General features: G+C 57.5%; 13 protein-coding genes. All 13 read right to left on the reverse strand.

What is annotated here, in order from left to right:
- Positions 1–305: 305 nt before the first annotated feature.
- The 13 genes from E1297_RS49155 to uraH all read right to left on the reverse strand — a co-directional run bounded on the left by E1297_RS49155 (position 306) and on the right by uraH (position 16,054).
- Positions 306–428 (reverse strand): transposase, encoded by a 123-nt coding sequence (locus E1297_RS49155; RefSeq protein ID WP_196223314.1) that lies wholly within the window; start codon positions 426–428, stop codon positions 306–308.
- Positions 429–603: 175 nt separating this feature from the next.
- A complete protein-coding gene (gene glmS, locus E1297_RS14140; protein WP_155139192.1) occupies positions 604–2,430 on the reverse strand; it encodes a glutamine--fructose-6-phosphate transaminase (isomerizing) in 1,827 nt (608 codons plus the stop codon).
- A gap of 115 nt (positions 2,431–2,545) precedes the next feature.
- Positions 2,546–3,901, reverse strand: coding sequence for a bifunctional UDP-N-acetylglucosamine diphosphorylase/glucosamine-1-phosphate N-acetyltransferase GlmU (gene glmU / locus E1297_RS14145; RefSeq protein WP_155139195.1), 1,356 nt, complete (start codon positions 3,899–3,901; stop codon positions 2,546–2,548).
- A 209-nt stretch (positions 3,902–4,110) separates the two neighbouring features.
- Positions 4,111–4,611, reverse strand: coding sequence for a DUF2165 family protein (locus E1297_RS14150; protein ID WP_196223315.1), 501 nt, complete (start codon positions 4,609–4,611; stop codon positions 4,111–4,113).
- A gap of 220 nt (positions 4,612–4,831) precedes the next feature.
- Entirely contained in the window at positions 4,832–6,013 is a 1,182-nt protein-coding gene (locus E1297_RS14155; protein WP_155139199.1) for a urate hydroxylase PuuD, read from the reverse strand.
- A 97-nt stretch (positions 6,014–6,110) separates the two neighbouring features.
- Positions 6,111–7,175 carry a BMP family ABC transporter substrate-binding protein gene (locus tag E1297_RS14160; protein WP_155139201.1) on the reverse strand — a complete coding sequence of 355 codons (1,065 nt, stop codon included), beginning with the start codon at positions 7,173–7,175 and terminating at the stop codon, positions 6,111–6,113.
- 102 nt (positions 7,176–7,277) lie between these two features.
- Positions 7,278–8,192 (reverse strand): ABC transporter permease, encoded by a 915-nt coding sequence (locus tag E1297_RS14165; protein ID WP_155139203.1) that lies wholly within the window; start codon positions 8,190–8,192, stop codon positions 7,278–7,280.
- Entirely contained in the window at positions 8,185–9,279 is a 1,095-nt protein-coding gene (locus tag E1297_RS14170) for an ABC transporter permease (protein ID WP_155139205.1), read from the reverse strand. Before E1297_RS14170 ends, E1297_RS14165 begins: the two co-directional genes overlap by 8 nt.
- Entirely contained in the window at positions 9,279–10,820 is a 1,542-nt protein-coding gene (locus E1297_RS14175; protein ID WP_155139207.1) for an ABC transporter ATP-binding protein, read from the reverse strand. Before E1297_RS14175 ends, E1297_RS14170 begins: the two co-directional genes overlap by 1 nt.
- A gap of 68 nt (positions 10,821–10,888) precedes the next feature.
- Complete coding sequence (xdhC, locus tag E1297_RS14180) at positions 10,889–11,884, reverse strand: xanthine dehydrogenase accessory protein XdhC (RefSeq protein WP_155139209.1); 996 nt, start codon at positions 11,882–11,884, stop codon at positions 10,889–10,891.
- On the reverse strand, positions 11,881–14,226 hold the full coding sequence (gene xdhB / locus E1297_RS14185) for a xanthine dehydrogenase molybdopterin binding subunit (RefSeq protein WP_155139211.1): 2,346 nt from the start codon (positions 14,224–14,226) through the stop codon (positions 11,881–11,883). Before xdhB ends, xdhC begins: the two co-directional genes overlap by 4 nt.
- The gene (gene xdhA / locus E1297_RS14190) at positions 14,210–15,691 is read right to left on the reverse strand and encodes a xanthine dehydrogenase small subunit (protein ID WP_155139213.1); all 1,482 of its coding nucleotides are present in this window, start codon (positions 15,689–15,691) and stop codon (positions 14,210–14,212) included. The genes xdhB and xdhA overlap by 17 nt, the downstream gene beginning before the upstream one ends.
- Positions 15,692–15,694: 3 nt before the next feature.
- Entirely contained in the window at positions 15,695–16,054 is a 360-nt protein-coding gene (uraH, locus tag E1297_RS14195) for a hydroxyisourate hydrolase (protein WP_196223316.1), read from the reverse strand.
- Between the last annotated feature and the right edge of the window lie 19 nt (positions 16,055–16,073).

The following is a 16,073-nucleotide window of genomic DNA, read 5'->3' on the forward strand; positions in this document are numbered from 1 at the left end:
CGCCTCAATTCGCGCAGTCAATTCTTCAACTTGCCAATCCAGAAGCCGAACATGATCGAACAGCAGGGTGCACATATTGCCCGCCGAAACGGGCTGTTATGGGTAGCGATGAACGTGAGCTTCGCAATCATGTTTTCGCCGCCCATTTTGCGAAAAAAAGCGGATGCTTTGCGCATCACCTCGCTCTGTTCTTTCAACCGTATGTTGTCACGGCTCAGTTACGCAAACTCAGCTGCCTCAGCTTTGCACCAAGCCAGATCCGCAGCAGAAACGGCAGCCAGCAGATCAAGGTGCTAGCTCTTCAGCTAACCGCTCGTCACACTAAGTTCACCGGCAAGACTGGCATATGTAACCTCGTCATCGGACAAACGGGCCACCGCTTGCTCCTTGTACTCAGGCGTGAACAGCCGTCTCGTGTGCTTCGTCATCTGCCACTCAGTTCCAAAGGTACGTTACCCCCCCAGTCCGGGATCACGGGGCAGTTCATGTTTCAAGCCAACAGATCCACGGGTTTTGTACGAATATCGAACGCGCAAGCCCAGTCCTGTGTGCGGACGTAGCGATCAGACGGTTGCACGGCTGCCGAACAACCATCGCTTGCCATTATTCGACCGTTACCGACTTTGCCAGATTTCGCGGCTGATCGACATCCGTGCCCATGAACACGGCAGTATGATAGGCGATCATCTGGACGGGAAGCGCGTAGATGATCGGTGCAATCAGACTTGGCATTTCCGCAAGGATGATCGTGTTTTCGGCAACACCGTCCGACGCATCAGCCCCCGCCTGGTCTGTCACCAGGATGATTCGTCCGTCCCGCGCAGCCACCTCCTGCATGTTGGAGAGCGTTTTCTCGAAACTCGCGTCATGTGGCGCAATCACGATCACCGGCATGTTTTCATCGATCAACGCGATCGGTCCGTGCTTGAGCTCGCCGGCAGCATATCCTTCGGCGTGAATATAGGAGAGCTCCTTCAGCTTCAGGGCCCCCTCAAGCGCCAGCGGGAAGTTGGTTCCCCGCCCTAGATAAAGAACGTTGGAAGCGCGTGACAAGGAATGCGCAAGTTTCTGGATATCCGCTTCCAATCGAAGCGCCTTGACCGCGTGGTTGGGAATGGCCGCCAGTTGTTCAACGAGGCCTTTTGCGTCTTCCTCGCTCAGAGTGCCGCGGGCGCGCCCCGCCTGAATAGCAAGGCTCGCAAGAACAGCCAACTGGCAAGTAAACGCTTTTGTCGATGCCACGCCGATTTCCGGTCCTGCGATCGTGGGGAAGATCACATCGGCTTCGCGCGCTATCGTGCTTTCGGGAACATTCACCACGGCTGCGATGACTGCACCGTTTTGCTTGCAATATCGCAAGGATGCAAGTGTGTCGGCGGTCTCACCGGATTGGGAAATGAACAGCGCGCAATCCCTCTCACCGATTGGCGCTTCACGGTACCGGAACTCGGAGGCGATATCTATTTCGACCGGCAGACGCGCGTATTTTTCAAACCAGTATTTCGCCACCACGGCCGCATAGTAGGCGGTGCCGCAGGCCGCGATTTGCAGTCGGTTGAGGGACGCAAAATCAATCTTCTCTGCCCCCGGCACGTGGGTCTTCTTCGAGCCGTAGTCGAGATATCGCGACAAAGTATGGCCCAGGACTTCCGGCTGCTCATGAATTTCCTTGGCCATGAAATGACGGTAGTTGCCCTTGTCCATCAGTGTAGCCGATACGGAAGATCGGGCCTCGGGACGGGCGACGATCTGGTTGTCCGCATCGCGAATGGCAACACCCGAATGGCTCAAAACCACCCAGTCGCCTTCTTCCAGATAGGTCACGCGGTCGGTGAACGGAGACAGGGCAATGGCGTCCGAGCCCAGAAACATTTCACCGTCACCGTGACCAACGGCGAGCGGCGACCCTTTGCGCGCACCAATCAGCATATCGTCGCAACCTTCAAATGCGAACACAAGCGAAAAGGCCCCCTTCAGTCTCGGGAGGACGTCAGCGACGGCGTTTTCAGGTGCCTTTCCCTGACCCAGTTCGGCATTGACCAAATGTGCGACCACCTCGCTATCGGTATCGCTAGCGATCTCTGCGCCTTGCCTTGCTATTTTAGCCCGAAGCTCGAGGTAGTTTTCAATGATCCCGTTGTGAACAACGGCAACTTTTCCGGCAATGTGAGGATGGGCATTCAACACTGTGGGCGCTCCGTGCGTGGCCCATCGTGTGTGGCCGATCCCGGTAGTGCCAGAGATCGGGCTGTGTTCAAGAACCTCTTCCAAGCACCGGAGCTTGCCTTCGGCCCGGCGCCGGGACAAATGCCCCTCGTTTATTGTCGCAATTCCGGAGGAATCGTATCCACGGTACTCAAGCCGCTTCAGTGCATCGACCAAACGCGGCGCCACCTGCACCTTTCCAAGAATTCCGATAATTCCACACATGAAAAAATTCCCTTAATTCGAATGCAAGCAAGCCGGGCAGGTTTAACTGACCCGTACCATTTAATTGAAATCAATCACTGTTTCAGAAAGTGACAATGCACAATGCACAGAGTGGTCAGCCTTTCGCTTCTTTTGCCGCCCTGAAGCGGTCCCGCAACTCAGACGCGCGCTCTTGCTTGACAACTTGGCGCCCACGACCAATTACCAGCGCATTTGGCGGGACCTGTTCGGTCACTGTGCTGCCGGCTGCCACATAAACACCGGCACCCAGGCTTAGCGGCGCAACAAGGGTCGCATTCGAGCCTATGAAACTGCCGCCGCCAATCTCGGTCCTGTGCTTGCCGAAGCCGTCATAATTGCAGGTAATCGTACCTGCTCCGATGTTCGTCTTCGCCCCAACTAGCGCGTCACCGATGTAGCTCAGGTGATTGACCTTTGCACCCTGGCCTATTTCGGTGTTCTTGATTTCCACGAAATTGCCGATATGCGCTTGCCCGGTCAGCTTTGCCCCCGGACGCAAGCGGGCATAGGGTCCGACGGTGGAGCCCTCGCCGACTGTGGCGCCCTCCAGATGGGAAAATGCCCGGATGACCGATCCGGTTTCAACCACCACACCGGGACCGAAAACAACATTCTGTTCAATCACGACATCGGATTCGATCACCGTGTCATGCGCAAAAAAGACCGTCTCCGGCGCAAGCAAGGTTACACCGGTCTCAAGCACCTCTTGCCGTTTTCGGGCCTGAAAAATCGCTTCACACTCTGCCAGTTGCGCACGGGTGTTTATCCCCTGCACGTCCTGTTCCGATGCTGTGACAGCGATAACGTTCAATCCGGTTCGGGAGGCAATTTCAACCGCATCCGTCAGGTAGTATTCGCCCTTGGCATTGTCATTGCCAATCGTCTCCAGCAGCGTTTTGGCGTGTTGTCCGGCAAAACCCATGATACCGGAATTGCATAGCGTTAGCTGGCGCTCTTCTTCGGTCGCATCCTTTTCCTCCCTGATTGCAACCAGTCGGCCGTTTTCCGTTACCAAGCGGCCATAACCATAGGGGTTGGCTGCCTCGAAGCCAAGCACGGCAACATCCGCACCGTTTTGCAACGCCTTGCGGACCGTATTGACAGTTTCCGGTGTAATCAGGGGTGTATCACCAAAAAGAACCAGCACCTCATCAAGCTGACCCTCAAGAGCAGGTTTTGCAGCGAGCGCCGCATGCGCCGTCCCAAGCCTTTCGGTTTGGATGTGGCAGGCCGCCCCGGGCAGCATTTGTCCTACCAACTGCTCCAAGACCTCCATGTCAGGCCCGGTTACAACAGCAACACGATCCACGCACGCCCGCTCAAGCGTCGAAAGCACGTGGCCGGCGAGCGGCAATCCACCGATCGGATGCATGACCTTCGGAAGCTCGGACTTCATTCGTGTCCCCAAACCGGCGGCCAAAACAATTGCCAGAACACTTCTTTCCGTCATCCGACACGTTCCTTTTCGCAAGACAGCCAAAGTCATGGCTGTATGCCCTGTACTTCGCGAAAAGGAAAGTTTCAGGAAACTCTTACACCCGCTTTTCAAGCCATCCAGGCCCGGAATGAGAGTCACCTTCATCACGCTTAGGGACCATGTCAGCATCCAGATGCAATGCTTTTCCTAAAAAACCAATAGAACCCGTTTCCATTGCGGGATTATTCTTCCCGCATCGACAAAAAGAGCAAGATCAACAGCATGATCGTTGTGAAGCGGAAGGATGATTGGAGCCCGGACCATTTCTCGCTTTGCCACATCAGGAACCATTCGCCTCCTATAACCATAAAGCCAGTGAACCAAACAATGATCCCGAGCCCGACACCAAGCATGGCGAGAGGCTTGGCCGCCTGAAACGTATTGCTGTCGGCACGAAAGTTCAGTGCCAGCTTAAGCGCCCCTGCGAGGCACAAAACGGCAAATACAAACTCCAGCACCACAATCACCCAGAAAACAAAGGCATGGACGTGCGGGTTTGTAATGGCCCGCCAAGTGGCTGGATTGTTCGAAAACACCGTATCCATGCTGAAAATATGCTTGATGTAAGTGAGATTGGCGGAAGGTTGTTCTATATTCGTGATGCCGACAAACAGAAAAAACAAACCGACGCTCGCCACAAGAAGGATCTTGAACAGCCGCAAACAGTCTTGTGTTGTCAGCATTGCGTCGCCCCTCCGACAAGCTCCAAGCCTTTTGTTGCCGATGATCCTATTTTGTGGATCCCGGCCCCCGCAACTTGGCAATCTTAACATGCACAAAAACCAAACCCTGCACCTGATCAACAAGGGTTGGTTAGAACCACAAACGGGATGAACCTCTCATCGAGATCCATCCCGTTGCAACAGTCCAATACCGGATCCTGTCTGAGAAGACAAAGCCTCCTTATTTCTGTTGGGAAATCCATCGTCCCAGGGTCAAACGCTCTTCTTCTGTCATTCCGGTTTCATTGCCGAGCGGCATGGCATCCGATTGAACCGCCTGGGCCATGACCTGATCCGCGTACTTCTTCAGCTCGCCGATCGTTTCCAGCTTTATGTTTTTCGGGGCCTCATCAAACCCGTCATAACTTGGCGCTGCGGCGTGACAAACTGCGCAATGCATCTGAACGATTTTTAGAACTTCTGCATCACTGACCTTTTCACCGCCACCGAAATCCCGCGGCGCAGTCATGACAAGCGCGACCACCAGTCCCGCCGCTGCAGCAGGCAAAGTCCACCAGAATTTGACGAAACTGTCACCGGCGTCGTGGCGGTTCAAAAAGTGGCGCACCATGCCACCCATGACCAGAACCAGTGCCACAAGCAGCCAGGACTGGGAATGCCCGGTCAGCATCGGGTAGTGGTTCGACACCATCATCAAGAGCACCGGCAGGGTCAGATAGTTGTTATGGACCGAGCGTTGCTTGCCCATTGCCCCGAGCGCGGGATCCGGTTTTTCGCCTTTTAGAAGGCTCGCGACAATCTTCTTCTGGTTCGGAATGATCACACCAAACACGTTGACCGCCATGATCGTCCCCATGAAGGCACCTACATGTATCAAGGCACCGCGTCCGGAATAGACATGGGTGAACATGTAGGTCGCTGCCATGATGAGAATAAACAGACTCACAGCAAGCAGAGCGGTATTCTGCCCAATTGCGGACCGGCACAGCCGGTCATAAACAACCCATCCCCCGACCAAAGAGCCAATTGATAAAACGACAGCTTCGCCCGGAGACAACGGCATCACGGACGGGTCGATAAGGTAGGCAGACGCGTTAAAATAATACTGCACGACCAAAAGGGCGAAACCTGTGACCCAAGTGAGATAAGCCTCCCACTTGTACCAGATGAGGTCTTCCGGCAGTTCTTTCGGAGCAACCATGTATTTTTCGACATGATAGAACCCGCCGCCATGCACCTCCCATGCGGTGCCTGCAACCCCTTCCTTCATTCCGGCGCGTTTGCGCAGCGAAAGATCAAGGGCAATGAAGTAGAATGACGTCCCGATCCAGGCAATCCCGACGATCAGGTGGCCCCAACGAAAGAGCAGGTTCAGCCATTCCATTGCAAATGCAAGGGTCATAACAACGCGTCCATGTCTGTTTGTTCTTATGGGCGCATCCGGTTTTCAAGTGCCCGGACCGGACGCGCCTTATTTTCAATTTCGGGCCAACCGGCGATTAATTCGGCAGCTTGTCGTCAATTCCTTCGACGTACCAGTTCATGCCGAGGATTGCGCCGTCATCAAGCGTAACACCTTCTTCGGCGGCAACCGTTCCATCCTGCTTGGTGATCGGACCGGTAAACGGCTCCCATCCGCCCTTGATCTTGGCTTCCGTTGCCTGCGCCATCTCGACAACGTCGGCCGGCAGGTTGGTATAAGGCGCCATCACGACATGGCCCTCCGCAAGTCCATCCCAAGCGCTGTTGCTTTCCCAAGTCCCATCCATAACCTGCTCTACGCGATGGATGTAATAAGGCGCCCAGTCATCGATGATGGCCGTGTACTGCGCTTCCGGCGCAAAGTTGATCATGTCAGACGCCTGGCCAAAGCCATGTACACCACGCTCCTGAGCCACTTGCAGCGGTGCCGTGGAATCGGTGTGCTGCGTGATGATGTCGGCGCCCTGATCAATGAGGGCCTTGGCTGCATCCGCTTCCTTGCCCGGATCGAACCATGAGTTTACCCAGACCACCTTGACATCGAAATCCGGGTTGACCGATTGCGCCCCGAGCAGGAAGGCGTTGATACCCGAGACCACCTCCGGGATCGGGAAGGAGGCGATGTAACCTGCAGTGCCCGTTTCCGACATCTTGCCGGCAATCTGGCCGATGATGTAGCGGCCTTCGTGGAACTTGGAGTTATAGGTCGCGACGTTGTCGGCGGTTTTATATCCGGTCGCATGTTCAAATTTCACATCAGGAAACTTCTTGGCGACCTTGAGGGTCGGATTCATGTAGCCGAAGGAAGTCGTGAAGATGATGTTGCAGCCTTCGCGGGCGAAGCGTTCAATGGCGCGTTCCGCATCAGGACCTTCCGGAACGCTTTCCAGATAGGCGGTCTCGACCTTGTCGCCGAAATGCTCTTCAACGGCCAGACGTCCCTGATCGTGCTGGTAGGACCATCCAAAGTCGCCAACCGGTCCGACATAGACAAAACAGGCTTTCACATCGGCCGCCTGTGCAGCCGATCCGGCGGCTATCAGTGCGGCGGCAGCGACGGTCGCTTTCAAAAACTTCCTCATGTTGACTTACCCCTCAGAATTTTCGGTTTTGGCGATCGCTTGGAAGGAAGGCCAGGCTTCCTGATCGCTGCAGAAGCCCGACAAGTCGTATAAGGCTCCGGTCTATCTGTCAGGCACAAAAGGTTTGCCAAGACAGCCTGGCGTATTGACCAGTGTCAGCCGGCGATTTGCGGAGATCAGCACCAGAACCAGGATGGTCGCCAGATATGGGAGGCTGGACAGAAGTTGCGAGGGCAACCCTACCCCCAAGGCCTGGGTGTGCAGGTTCAGCACGCTGACGGCCCCGAACAGATAGGCCCCGATCACAACCCGTAGCGGGAGCCAGGAGGCAAACACGACCAGTGCAAGCGCGATCCAGCCGCGGCCGGCTGTCATGTTTTCAACCCATTGAGGCGTGTAGGCGAGCGACATGTAGGCGCCGCCAAGCCCCGCACAGGCCCCTCCGAACAGAACAGCAAGAAACCGGACCTTGATCACGGAATAGCCAAGCGCATGCGCAGATCCATGATTGTCGCCGACGGCTCTCAGGATCAGGCCGGTCCGGGTCCGGAAAAGAACATAGGCAACAACTGCGACCAGTGCGAAACTCAAGTAGACAAGGCCGTCCTGTTGAAAGAATACCGGACCAACAAAGGGAAGATCGGACAGAACCGGAATGTCCAGCTTCGGGATTTTCAACCCCGGAACACCAATAAACGCCTCCCCGATCATACCGGACAAGCCAATGCCCAAAATGGTCAGGGCCAGACCGGTCGCAACCTGGTTGGCCACCAGAACGAGCACAAGGAACCCGAACAGGGCGGCCATGGCCATTCCGGCAATCAGCGCCGCACCGACACCGAGCGCACCTGAACCGGTCGTGTTGGCAACGCCAAAGCCGACGACCGCGCCCATGATCATCATCCCCTCGACCCCGAGATTAAGCACTCCGGAGCGCTCGACCACCAGTTCACCGATCGCAGCAAGAAGCAACGGGGTCGCAGCGGTGATCACGGTCAGTAGAATGGCCTCAAACATGTGCCGTCTCCCCGCCTGTTACGGCACGTGTGCGCGCCACAAGGCGAATTCGATAGAGAATGAGCGTGTCGCAGGCGAGAACGAAGAACAAGAGAAGCCCCTGGATCACCCGCGCAATTTCATCCGACACGCCAAGACGTGATTGAACGCCCTCGCCGCCGATATAGGTCAAGGCCAGGACGAACCCGGCCACAATGATGCCGATCGGATTGAGACGGCCCAAAAACGCAACGATGATCGCCGTGAACCCGTAGCCGGGAGAAATCGTGGGCAGCAACTGGTTGAGCGCCCCGGAGACTTCCATGGTCCCGGCCAGTCCCGCCAAACCACCCGCCAGCATGAAGGAGAACACGGTCAGTTTTGCCGCCGAGAAGCCCGCGAAACCGCCCGCCCGCGGACTTTCGCCCATCACCTTGATCTCAAAGCCCTTCAGCGTCTTGGCGAGCATGATCGCCAGGATTACTGCAATCACGATGGTGATTGGCGCTGACAGGCTTAAAGTCCCCTCGAAGATTTCCGGCAGGGTCGCCGCCTCCGAGAAGATACGGCTTTCCGGGAAATTGAAGCCATCGGGATCTCGCCATGGACCCCGGACAAGGTAATCGAGCAGCAGACCAGCCACATAGACCAGCATCAGGCTCGTCAGGATCTCATTAGTGTTGAAGCGCGTTTTCAACAATGCGGGTATCAAGGCCCACAGAGCCCCTCCGATCGCACCAAAAAGAAGCATCAACGGCAGGGTCAGCGCATTTTCGAAATCGGGATAAAGCACCGGCAGGATGGATCCGAACAAGGCACCGACAATGAATTGCCCTTCAGCGCCGATGTTCCAGTTCTGCGACCGGTAGCAGATGGCGAGACCGCACCCGATCAGGATCAGAGGCGTTGCCTTGTCGATGGTGGCTTCCAGGGACCATTGCTGAGTGAGCGGTTCGACAAAGAACTGATACAGCCCTTGTACCGGGTTCACTCCCGACGCCATGAAGATGATGGCGGCAGCCACACCCGTCAGACCGACCGCGATCAAGGGGGACACGACGGTCATGACACCGCTGTGTTCCTTCCGTTTGACAAGTTCCAGCCGCATCAGTGAGCCTCCCCATGCGCTTCGGCGCCGCCCGCCATTAACAGCCCGACCTTTTCCCGCGTCATGGACGCTGCCGGTTCGGGTTCGGAGAGGAAACCGCGCGAGATCACGGCAATCCGGTCTGCAATTTGAAAGATTTCATCAAGATCCTGGCTGATCACCAAAACCGCAGCCCCTTCGCGGGCCAGATCGATCAAGGCTTGCCGGATTTGTGCAGCAGCCCCAGCATCGACGCCCCAGGTCGGCTGGTTGACGACCAGCACACCGGGCTTGCGATCCAGTTCCCGCCCCATCACGAACTTCTGGAGATTGCCGCCGGACAGCGACCGGGCTTCCGGGTCCTCGTGAGACATCCGCACATCGTAGTGCTGCTTGATGCGCTTTTCCAGCTCGCCGGCCTTCCGGGTCGACACCAGCCCTGCCTCGATCAAGCCGTCGCCGGTGCCATGCCGGGTTAAAAGCAGGTTCTCAGACAGTTTCAAGCCCGGAACCGCCCCGTGACCGAGCCGTTCCTCGGGAACAAAGGCGGCGTTGTTCTTGCGCCGCCAGGTGATCGGCTTTTCACCGCATGGGGCTTCGTCAATTTCAACCATCGGTGTGGACACCGGCATCTCGCCGGAAATGGCATCAAACAATTCGCCCTGGCCATTGCCCGCCACACCGGCAATCGCAACCACCTCGCCTGCCCTGACGTCCAGATTGATGTTGTTGAGAGCCGTTGCAAAAGGCGTTGCAGCGGGAGCCGATAATCCGCGCAAGGCCAAACGAGCCTCACCAGCGGCGAGGCTCCTTGTATGGGATCCAACGCCCATGATTTCGGAGCCGACCATCATGCGGGCCAGCGAAGCAGGCGTCTCCCGGGTCGGATCGCACTCGCGCACCACCTGACCATGCCTCAGGATGGTCGCGTGGTGGCAAATCCGCTGCACTTCTTCAAGGCGGTGGCTGATATAGAGGACCGCGCATCCCTCGGATGCCAACCGTTCCAGGGTCAAAAACAGCTGGTCCGCTTCCTGGGGTGTCAGAACAGACGTGGGCTCATCCATGATGATGAGGCGTGGTTCCTGCAAGAGACAGCGGACAATTTCGATGCGTTGGCGAATGCCGACCGGGAGGTCAGCGACAATGTCTTGCGGATTGAGCGGCAGGCCATAGTCTGCGGAAACGGTTTCAATCCGTTGCGCCAAAGCCTTCATGTTTCCGGGAGTGGGAAGAGCCAGAGCAATATTCTCGACAACGCTCAGCGCTTCAAACAGGGAAAAGTGCTGAAACACCATCCCGATCCCCAGCGCACGTGCCGACGCCGGATTTTCGATGCGAACCTGTTTGCTCTGCCAGACAATCGTTCCGGCGTCCGGCTGCAGAGACCCGTAAAACATCTTGACCAGCGTCGACTTTCCCGCGCCGTTTTCGCCAAGAAGTGCATGGATCTCTCCCTTGTGGATCGCAAGATCCACCCGGTCGTTGGCCAATATGTCGCCAAAGCGTTTTGTCAGTCCCCGGGCATCCAGCAGGTCGCCCGTCTCCTGCCTTTTCGCCATCGTATTCCTAGTTCGCGGAGCCTCACCCATCAAAACTTCTGCCAAGCTGTTCCCCCACCGTTGCCGCCTTATTGACCAAGTGTCAGAATTTGTGCAACCCCCTTGCTTGCACCGTTTTGTTGATGAGCCGCCTCATTTCTGTGCAGGAGGTCGACCGCTATCCCGGCGGCAATTGCCGCCGGGTGTTTCGATTTGATGTCAGACACGCCGATCGGACAGACCATTGCCTCAAGAACCGGATCGCTAAGTCCCCGGGTTTTCAGACGTTTTCGAAACCTTGCCCGCTTGGTTGCGCTACCGATAACGCCGCAATATCCAAAACGCTGTGATTTCAATGCTGTTGAGATGATTTCTTCATCCAGAGCATGGCTGTGGGTCATGACCACAATAAAGGCACCATCCGGCGCGTTCATCAGTTCTTCTGCAGGGCGATCAGAAGCGATTTTCCGGGTATTGGGCGGAACCGCTGCGGGAAAGACATCCGCGCGGCTATCGATCCAGCTGACCGAAAATGGCAGAGGCGCGAGGGCGAGCACAACCGCCTTGCCGACATGTCCGGCTCCGAACAGGTAGACCGGCTGCCTTGCGTCACCGAAAGTCTCGCTCAATTGACCGTCTTGTGTCAGGTGGAACAAATCCGGTCGTGTATCCGGGTGGATGGAGCGCACGAGTGGCTGGCCGTCCACCACCTTTGCGATCGTGGAAAAACCAGAGCCGCCCGCCTCCATTGCAGCGAGTTTTCTTGTTTGATTTATTTGACTTACCGAAATGACCTCGATTGCAACATCAACACGGCCGCCGCAGCATTGACCCAGATCCGGACCCAGCGATACCGTCTTTTGAAACAATCCGGCTTTGGCATCCTCCAGGGCCTTTTGCGCCCATCTGATTGCCTCGAATTCAAGGGTGCCGCCGCCGATGGTGCCGAAAAAACCGCCATCTGCCCGCACCACCATACGGGCTCCGGTTTCCCGCGGCGTCGATCCCTTGATCGCGGCCACGGTAACGAGGGCACAGGCATTGCCGGTTTCCAGCGTTTGCGCGATGTGCCCCCAGACCCTCATTGGTTCACCGGCGCTTTTACCGCGCGGATCTTCCGGACCGCCTTCATGATGGCCTCCGGCGTTGCGGGCGCATCCAGATCCGGAACGACACCCGGCTTCAGGCTGGCAATCGCATCGGAGATCGCGCAAAACACGGCGTTGGCAAGCATGACCGGAGGTTCCCCGACGGCCTTCGACCGGTAAATCGTATCCGCAGGATTGCCACGGGACTTGTAGAGTTCAACCCGGAAATCCTCGGGCAGGTCGGACGCGGTCGGGATCTTGTAGGTCGACGGCGCGTGGGTGCGCAGACGGCCCTGGTCATCCCAGACCAGTTCTTCGGTTGTCAGCCACCCCATCCCCTGAATGAAGCCGCCCTCGATCTGCCCAAGGTCGATGGCCGGGTTCAGGGAACGTCCGACGTCGTGGAGAATATCGGTGCGGTTGACCACCATTTCGCCCGTCATTGTGTCGATGGTCACCTCGGCACAGGCGCCACCATAGGCGAAATAGTAGAAGGGCCGCCCCGTTGCGGTCTCGCGATCCCAGGTGATTCCCGGCGTTGCATAAAAACCGGCGTGGGACATCTGGACGCGCGCCATATGCGCCTGCTTCGCCACTTCACCCAATGTGAAGGATTTTTCGCCGACCAATACGGTGTTGCCGTCAAAGTGAACCACTTCAGGGCTGCATCCATGTTGTTCGCAAAGGAACTCGATCAGGCGGCCCTTGATCTCGACAGCGGCGTTGCGCGCAGCCATCGCGTTCAGGTCGGTTCCGGAGGACGCCGCTGTCGGCGCCGTATTCGGCACCTTCGACGTATTGGTCGCGGTGATGCGAACCTTGTCGAGGGTGACGCCGAACTCATCCGCAACAACCTGGGCCACCTTCTGATAAAGCCCCTGCCCCATTTCGGTTCCACCGTGATTGAGGTGGATGGAGCCGTCAGTATAAAGGTGCACCAGCGCACCGGCCTGATTGAGATGCTTCAGCGTGAAGGAAATACCGAATTTCACCGGCGTCAGCGCCAACCCCTTCTTCAAGACGGCGTTGCGTTCATTGAATGCGCGGACCTCTTGCCTGCGCGCCCAGTAATCGGAACTTTGTTCAAGCTGGCCAATCAGGTCATGCAGTGTCTCGTATTCCTCGACCGGCATGCCATAGGGTGTCAGATTGCATTCGCCATCATAAAAATTCATCTTGCGGACCTCCAGCGGATCCTTGCCGAGGGAAATCGCGATCGCATCGATCATGCGTTCCGCAGCAAGCATGCCCTGCGGACCGCCAAAGCCTCTGAAGGCTGTATTGGAGCAGGTATCGGTTTTCATCCTCCGGGTGCGAATGGCTGCATCCGGATAGAAATAACTGGAATCGGCGTGGAACATCGTCCGGTCATTGATGCCAAGTGACAAGTCCGCCGAATAACCGCAGCGGCTGAAGAAGTTGATGTCCACTGCACGGATCTTGCCCGCATTGTCGTGACCGATCTCCCACTCGACCCGAAAATCATGCCGCTTGCCGGTCATGATCATGTCGTCGTCGCGGTCAAGGCGCATCTTGCAACTGCGGCCTGTCGCCTGTGCCGCGAGAGCTGCGAGAGCGGCCCACTGATTGGCCTGGGACTCCTTGCCCCCGAAACCGCCACCCATCCGGCGGACCTCGGCGGTCACAAGCGCATCCGGCACGCCGAGCACCTTGGCAACGGTGTGCTGCACCTCCGTTGGATGCTGCGTCGAGGTGTAGACCATCATGCCGCCGTCTTCCTGCGGGATCGCCATGGCAATCTGGCCCTCAAGATAAAAATGCTCTTGCCCGCCGATATGCATGATACCCGACTGGCGCATCTCCGCCCCGGTCAATCCGGTTTCCGGCGCGCCGCGCAAGAACTGGTAATCAGGCAGCACCGTCGTATCTGCCACCATGGCATCTTCGGCCGTGATGACCGGTGTCAGCGCTTCACATTCGACAACGGCCTGTTGCGCCGCCCTGCGCGCCGCATCGCGCGTTTCGGCAACCACGGCAAACAGAACCTGCCCGTAAAACTGGATCTCGTCCGCTGCCAGGACCGGGTCGTCGCCAAAGGCTGCAGAACAGTCGTTGGTCCCCTTGACGTCGGCAGCAGTCAGCACCTTCACAACGCCCGGACAGGACCGAACCGCGGACAGGTCGACGGATTTCACACGCCCCCGCACCGTGCTTCTTGCCCATCCCGGAGCCACATGCAGCGTCCCGACAGGTTCGACCATATCATCGATGTAGGTTGCGGTGCCGGCAACGTGTTTTGCCGCGCTGTCATGCGGCACGTCCTTGTGGACCAACCGCGTTTGAGGTTCAACAACGCGCGGGTCAAGCGGCTTGCTCATGGGACCCCTCCCTGTTGTTGAGAACACGCAGTTCCGACCGGTCCGAACCGCTGGCCTCCATCAGCGCCTTGGCCAGCAGGGCACGAGCCGTTTCCATGCGGTAGTCTGCGCTGGCGCGCATGTCGTTCAGCGGTGTAAAGTCGCTCAAGAGCGCCTTCATGCCCTCACTCCAAGTGCTCGGATCTTCCATTGATGCTCCGAGCAAGGCCGCTTCGGCGTTGAAAGCCCGTCGCGGTGTGCCCGCCATGCCGCCATAGGCGATGCGCGCCGCCGTGATCTCACCGTCTGCCAGTGTGAACAAAAATGCGGCCATGACCGAGGAAATATCCTGATCGAACCGCTTCGAAATCTTGTAGCAACGGAAAACCTGGGTCTCGTCCGGGCGCGGCACAAACAGACCGGTGACAAACTCGTCCGGCTGCCGGTCCTGCTTTCCGTATTCAATGAAAAAGTCCTCAAGTGCCAATGTCCGGGAGCCTGCCTGAGACTGCAGCTCCAGCGTTGCGCCAAGCGCGATCAGCGCAGGCGGAGTGTCTCCGATCGGGGACCCATTGGCGATGTTCCCGCCCACGGTTCCAGACGCCCTCACCTGCTTGGACCCGATCCGGCGCCACAACTCGCCAAGATCCGGTGAAACCCGGGTCATCGCGGCCTCGGTTTCTGCGAATGTGGCTGTTGCCCCGATCAAGACTCCACCGGGTGTTTCTTCCACACGGTCAAGACCTTCGATCCGGCCTAGCCAAATGATTTTCGGAAGTTGCTTCAGGTGCTTTGTGATCCAAAGCCCGACATCTGTCGCCCCTGCGACCAGCGTCGCGTCGGGATTTTGACCGTAAATAGCCGCCAGGCCTTCAATCGTCGCAGGCGAGGCAAAGAAGCTGTCGCCATTGCCGATGTAAATATCGCGCCGGTCAGCCAAACCGGTCAGGGTTTCGCATGTTTCGGCAGCGCGCCGCATAAACGCATCATCCGCAACGTCGAAACAGCTTTGCAACGCGGCATCGATGATCGGCCGATAACCGGTACAACGGCACAGATTGCCTGCGAGCCAGTCCGTGACCGTCTTGCGCGTCTTGTCCCTGGTATCGGCATGATAGAGCGTGAAAAGCGTCATGACGAACCCGGGCGTGCAAAACCCGCATTGGGAGCCGTGCAGATCAACCATCGCCTGCTGGACCGGATGCAGGCGTTCGTCGTTCGCCAGATCCTCGACTGTCACCAGTTCAGCGCCATCAATCATGCCAAGAAGCTGAATGCAGCTGTTGACCGGCTGATACACCAGCTTCCCGTCAATCAGCCGGCCAAGGGCAACGGTGCAAGCCCCGCAATCGCCTTCGCCACAACCTTCCTTGGTTCCCGTCTCCCGCCGCCGCAGCCTCAGATAGTCCAGAAGCGTTTCCGCCGGATGCACGCCGTTCAGCTCGACAATCTCTCCATTCTTGAGAAACCGGATCTTTTCGCGCATCGATCAGCTCCCGCGATAGGTGGAATAGCCGAACGGCGACAGCAGCAGAGGCACATGATAGTGCCCCTCCTGTTCCGCCATGCCGAACCGGATCGGGATGACATCCAGGAACAACGGCTCCGGCAGGGCCTGACCAGTCGTCTTCAGATAGTCACCCGCCTTGAAGCGCAACTCATAAGTCCCAATTGCAAAGGCAGCATCCGCGAGGATCGGTCCGTCAACGCGGCCATCCCCATTCGTCACATGCGTTGACACAAGCTCTGCCGGTCCGTCCAAGCGCCAAAGCTCGATTTCCAGTCCTTCTGCCGGCCGCCCAAGCGCGGTATCGAGGACATGCGTCGTCAAACGCCCCATACAGTTCAATCTCCCTCACAGGCCGTCT

The organism is Roseibium sp. RKSG952, from assembly GCF_009711355.1.

What these genes read in the sequence shown, in the direction of transcription:
- E1297_RS49155 (WP_196223314.1), bottom strand. Translation starts at nt 428, where the DNA reads ATGACGAAGCACACGAGACGGCTGTTCACGCCTGAGTACAAGGAGCAA.
- glmS (WP_155139192.1), bottom strand. Translation starts at nt 2,430, where the DNA reads ATGTGTGGAATTATCGGAATTCTTGGAAAGGTGCAGGTGGCGCCGCGT.
- glmU (WP_155139195.1), bottom strand. Translation starts at nt 3,901, where the DNA reads ATGACGGAAAGAAGTGTTCTGGCAATTGTTTTGGCCGCCGGTTTGGGG.
- E1297_RS14150 (WP_196223315.1), bottom strand. Translation starts at nt 4,611, where the DNA reads ATGCTGACAACACAAGACTGTTTGCGGCTGTTCAAGATCCTTCTTGTG.
- E1297_RS14155 (WP_155139199.1), bottom strand. Translation starts at nt 6,013, where the DNA reads ATGACCCTTGCATTTGCAATGGAATGGCTGAACCTGCTCTTTCGTTGG.
- E1297_RS14160 (WP_155139201.1), bottom strand. Translation starts at nt 7,175, where the DNA reads ATGAGGAAGTTTTTGAAAGCGACCGTCGCTGCCGCCGCACTGATAGCC.
- E1297_RS14165 (WP_155139203.1), bottom strand. Translation starts at nt 8,192, where the DNA reads ATGTTTGAGGCCATTCTACTGACCGTGATCACCGCTGCGACCCCGTTG.
- E1297_RS14170 (WP_155139205.1), bottom strand. Translation starts at nt 9,279, where the DNA reads ATGCGGCTGGAACTTGTCAAACGGAAGGAACACAGCGGTGTCATGACC.
- E1297_RS14175 (WP_155139207.1), bottom strand. Translation starts at nt 10,820, where the DNA reads ATGGCGAAAAGGCAGGAGACGGGCGACCTGCTGGATGCCCGGGGACTG.
- xdhC (WP_155139209.1), bottom strand. Translation starts at nt 11,884, where the DNA reads ATGAGGGTCTGGGGGCACATCGCGCAAACGCTGGAAACCGGCAATGCC.
- xdhB (WP_155139211.1), bottom strand. Translation starts at nt 14,226, where the DNA reads ATGAGCAAGCCGCTTGACCCGCGCGTTGTTGAACCTCAAACGCGGTTG.
- xdhA (WP_155139213.1), bottom strand. Translation starts at nt 15,691, where the DNA reads ATGCGCGAAAAGATCCGGTTTCTCAAGAATGGAGAGATTGTCGAGCTG.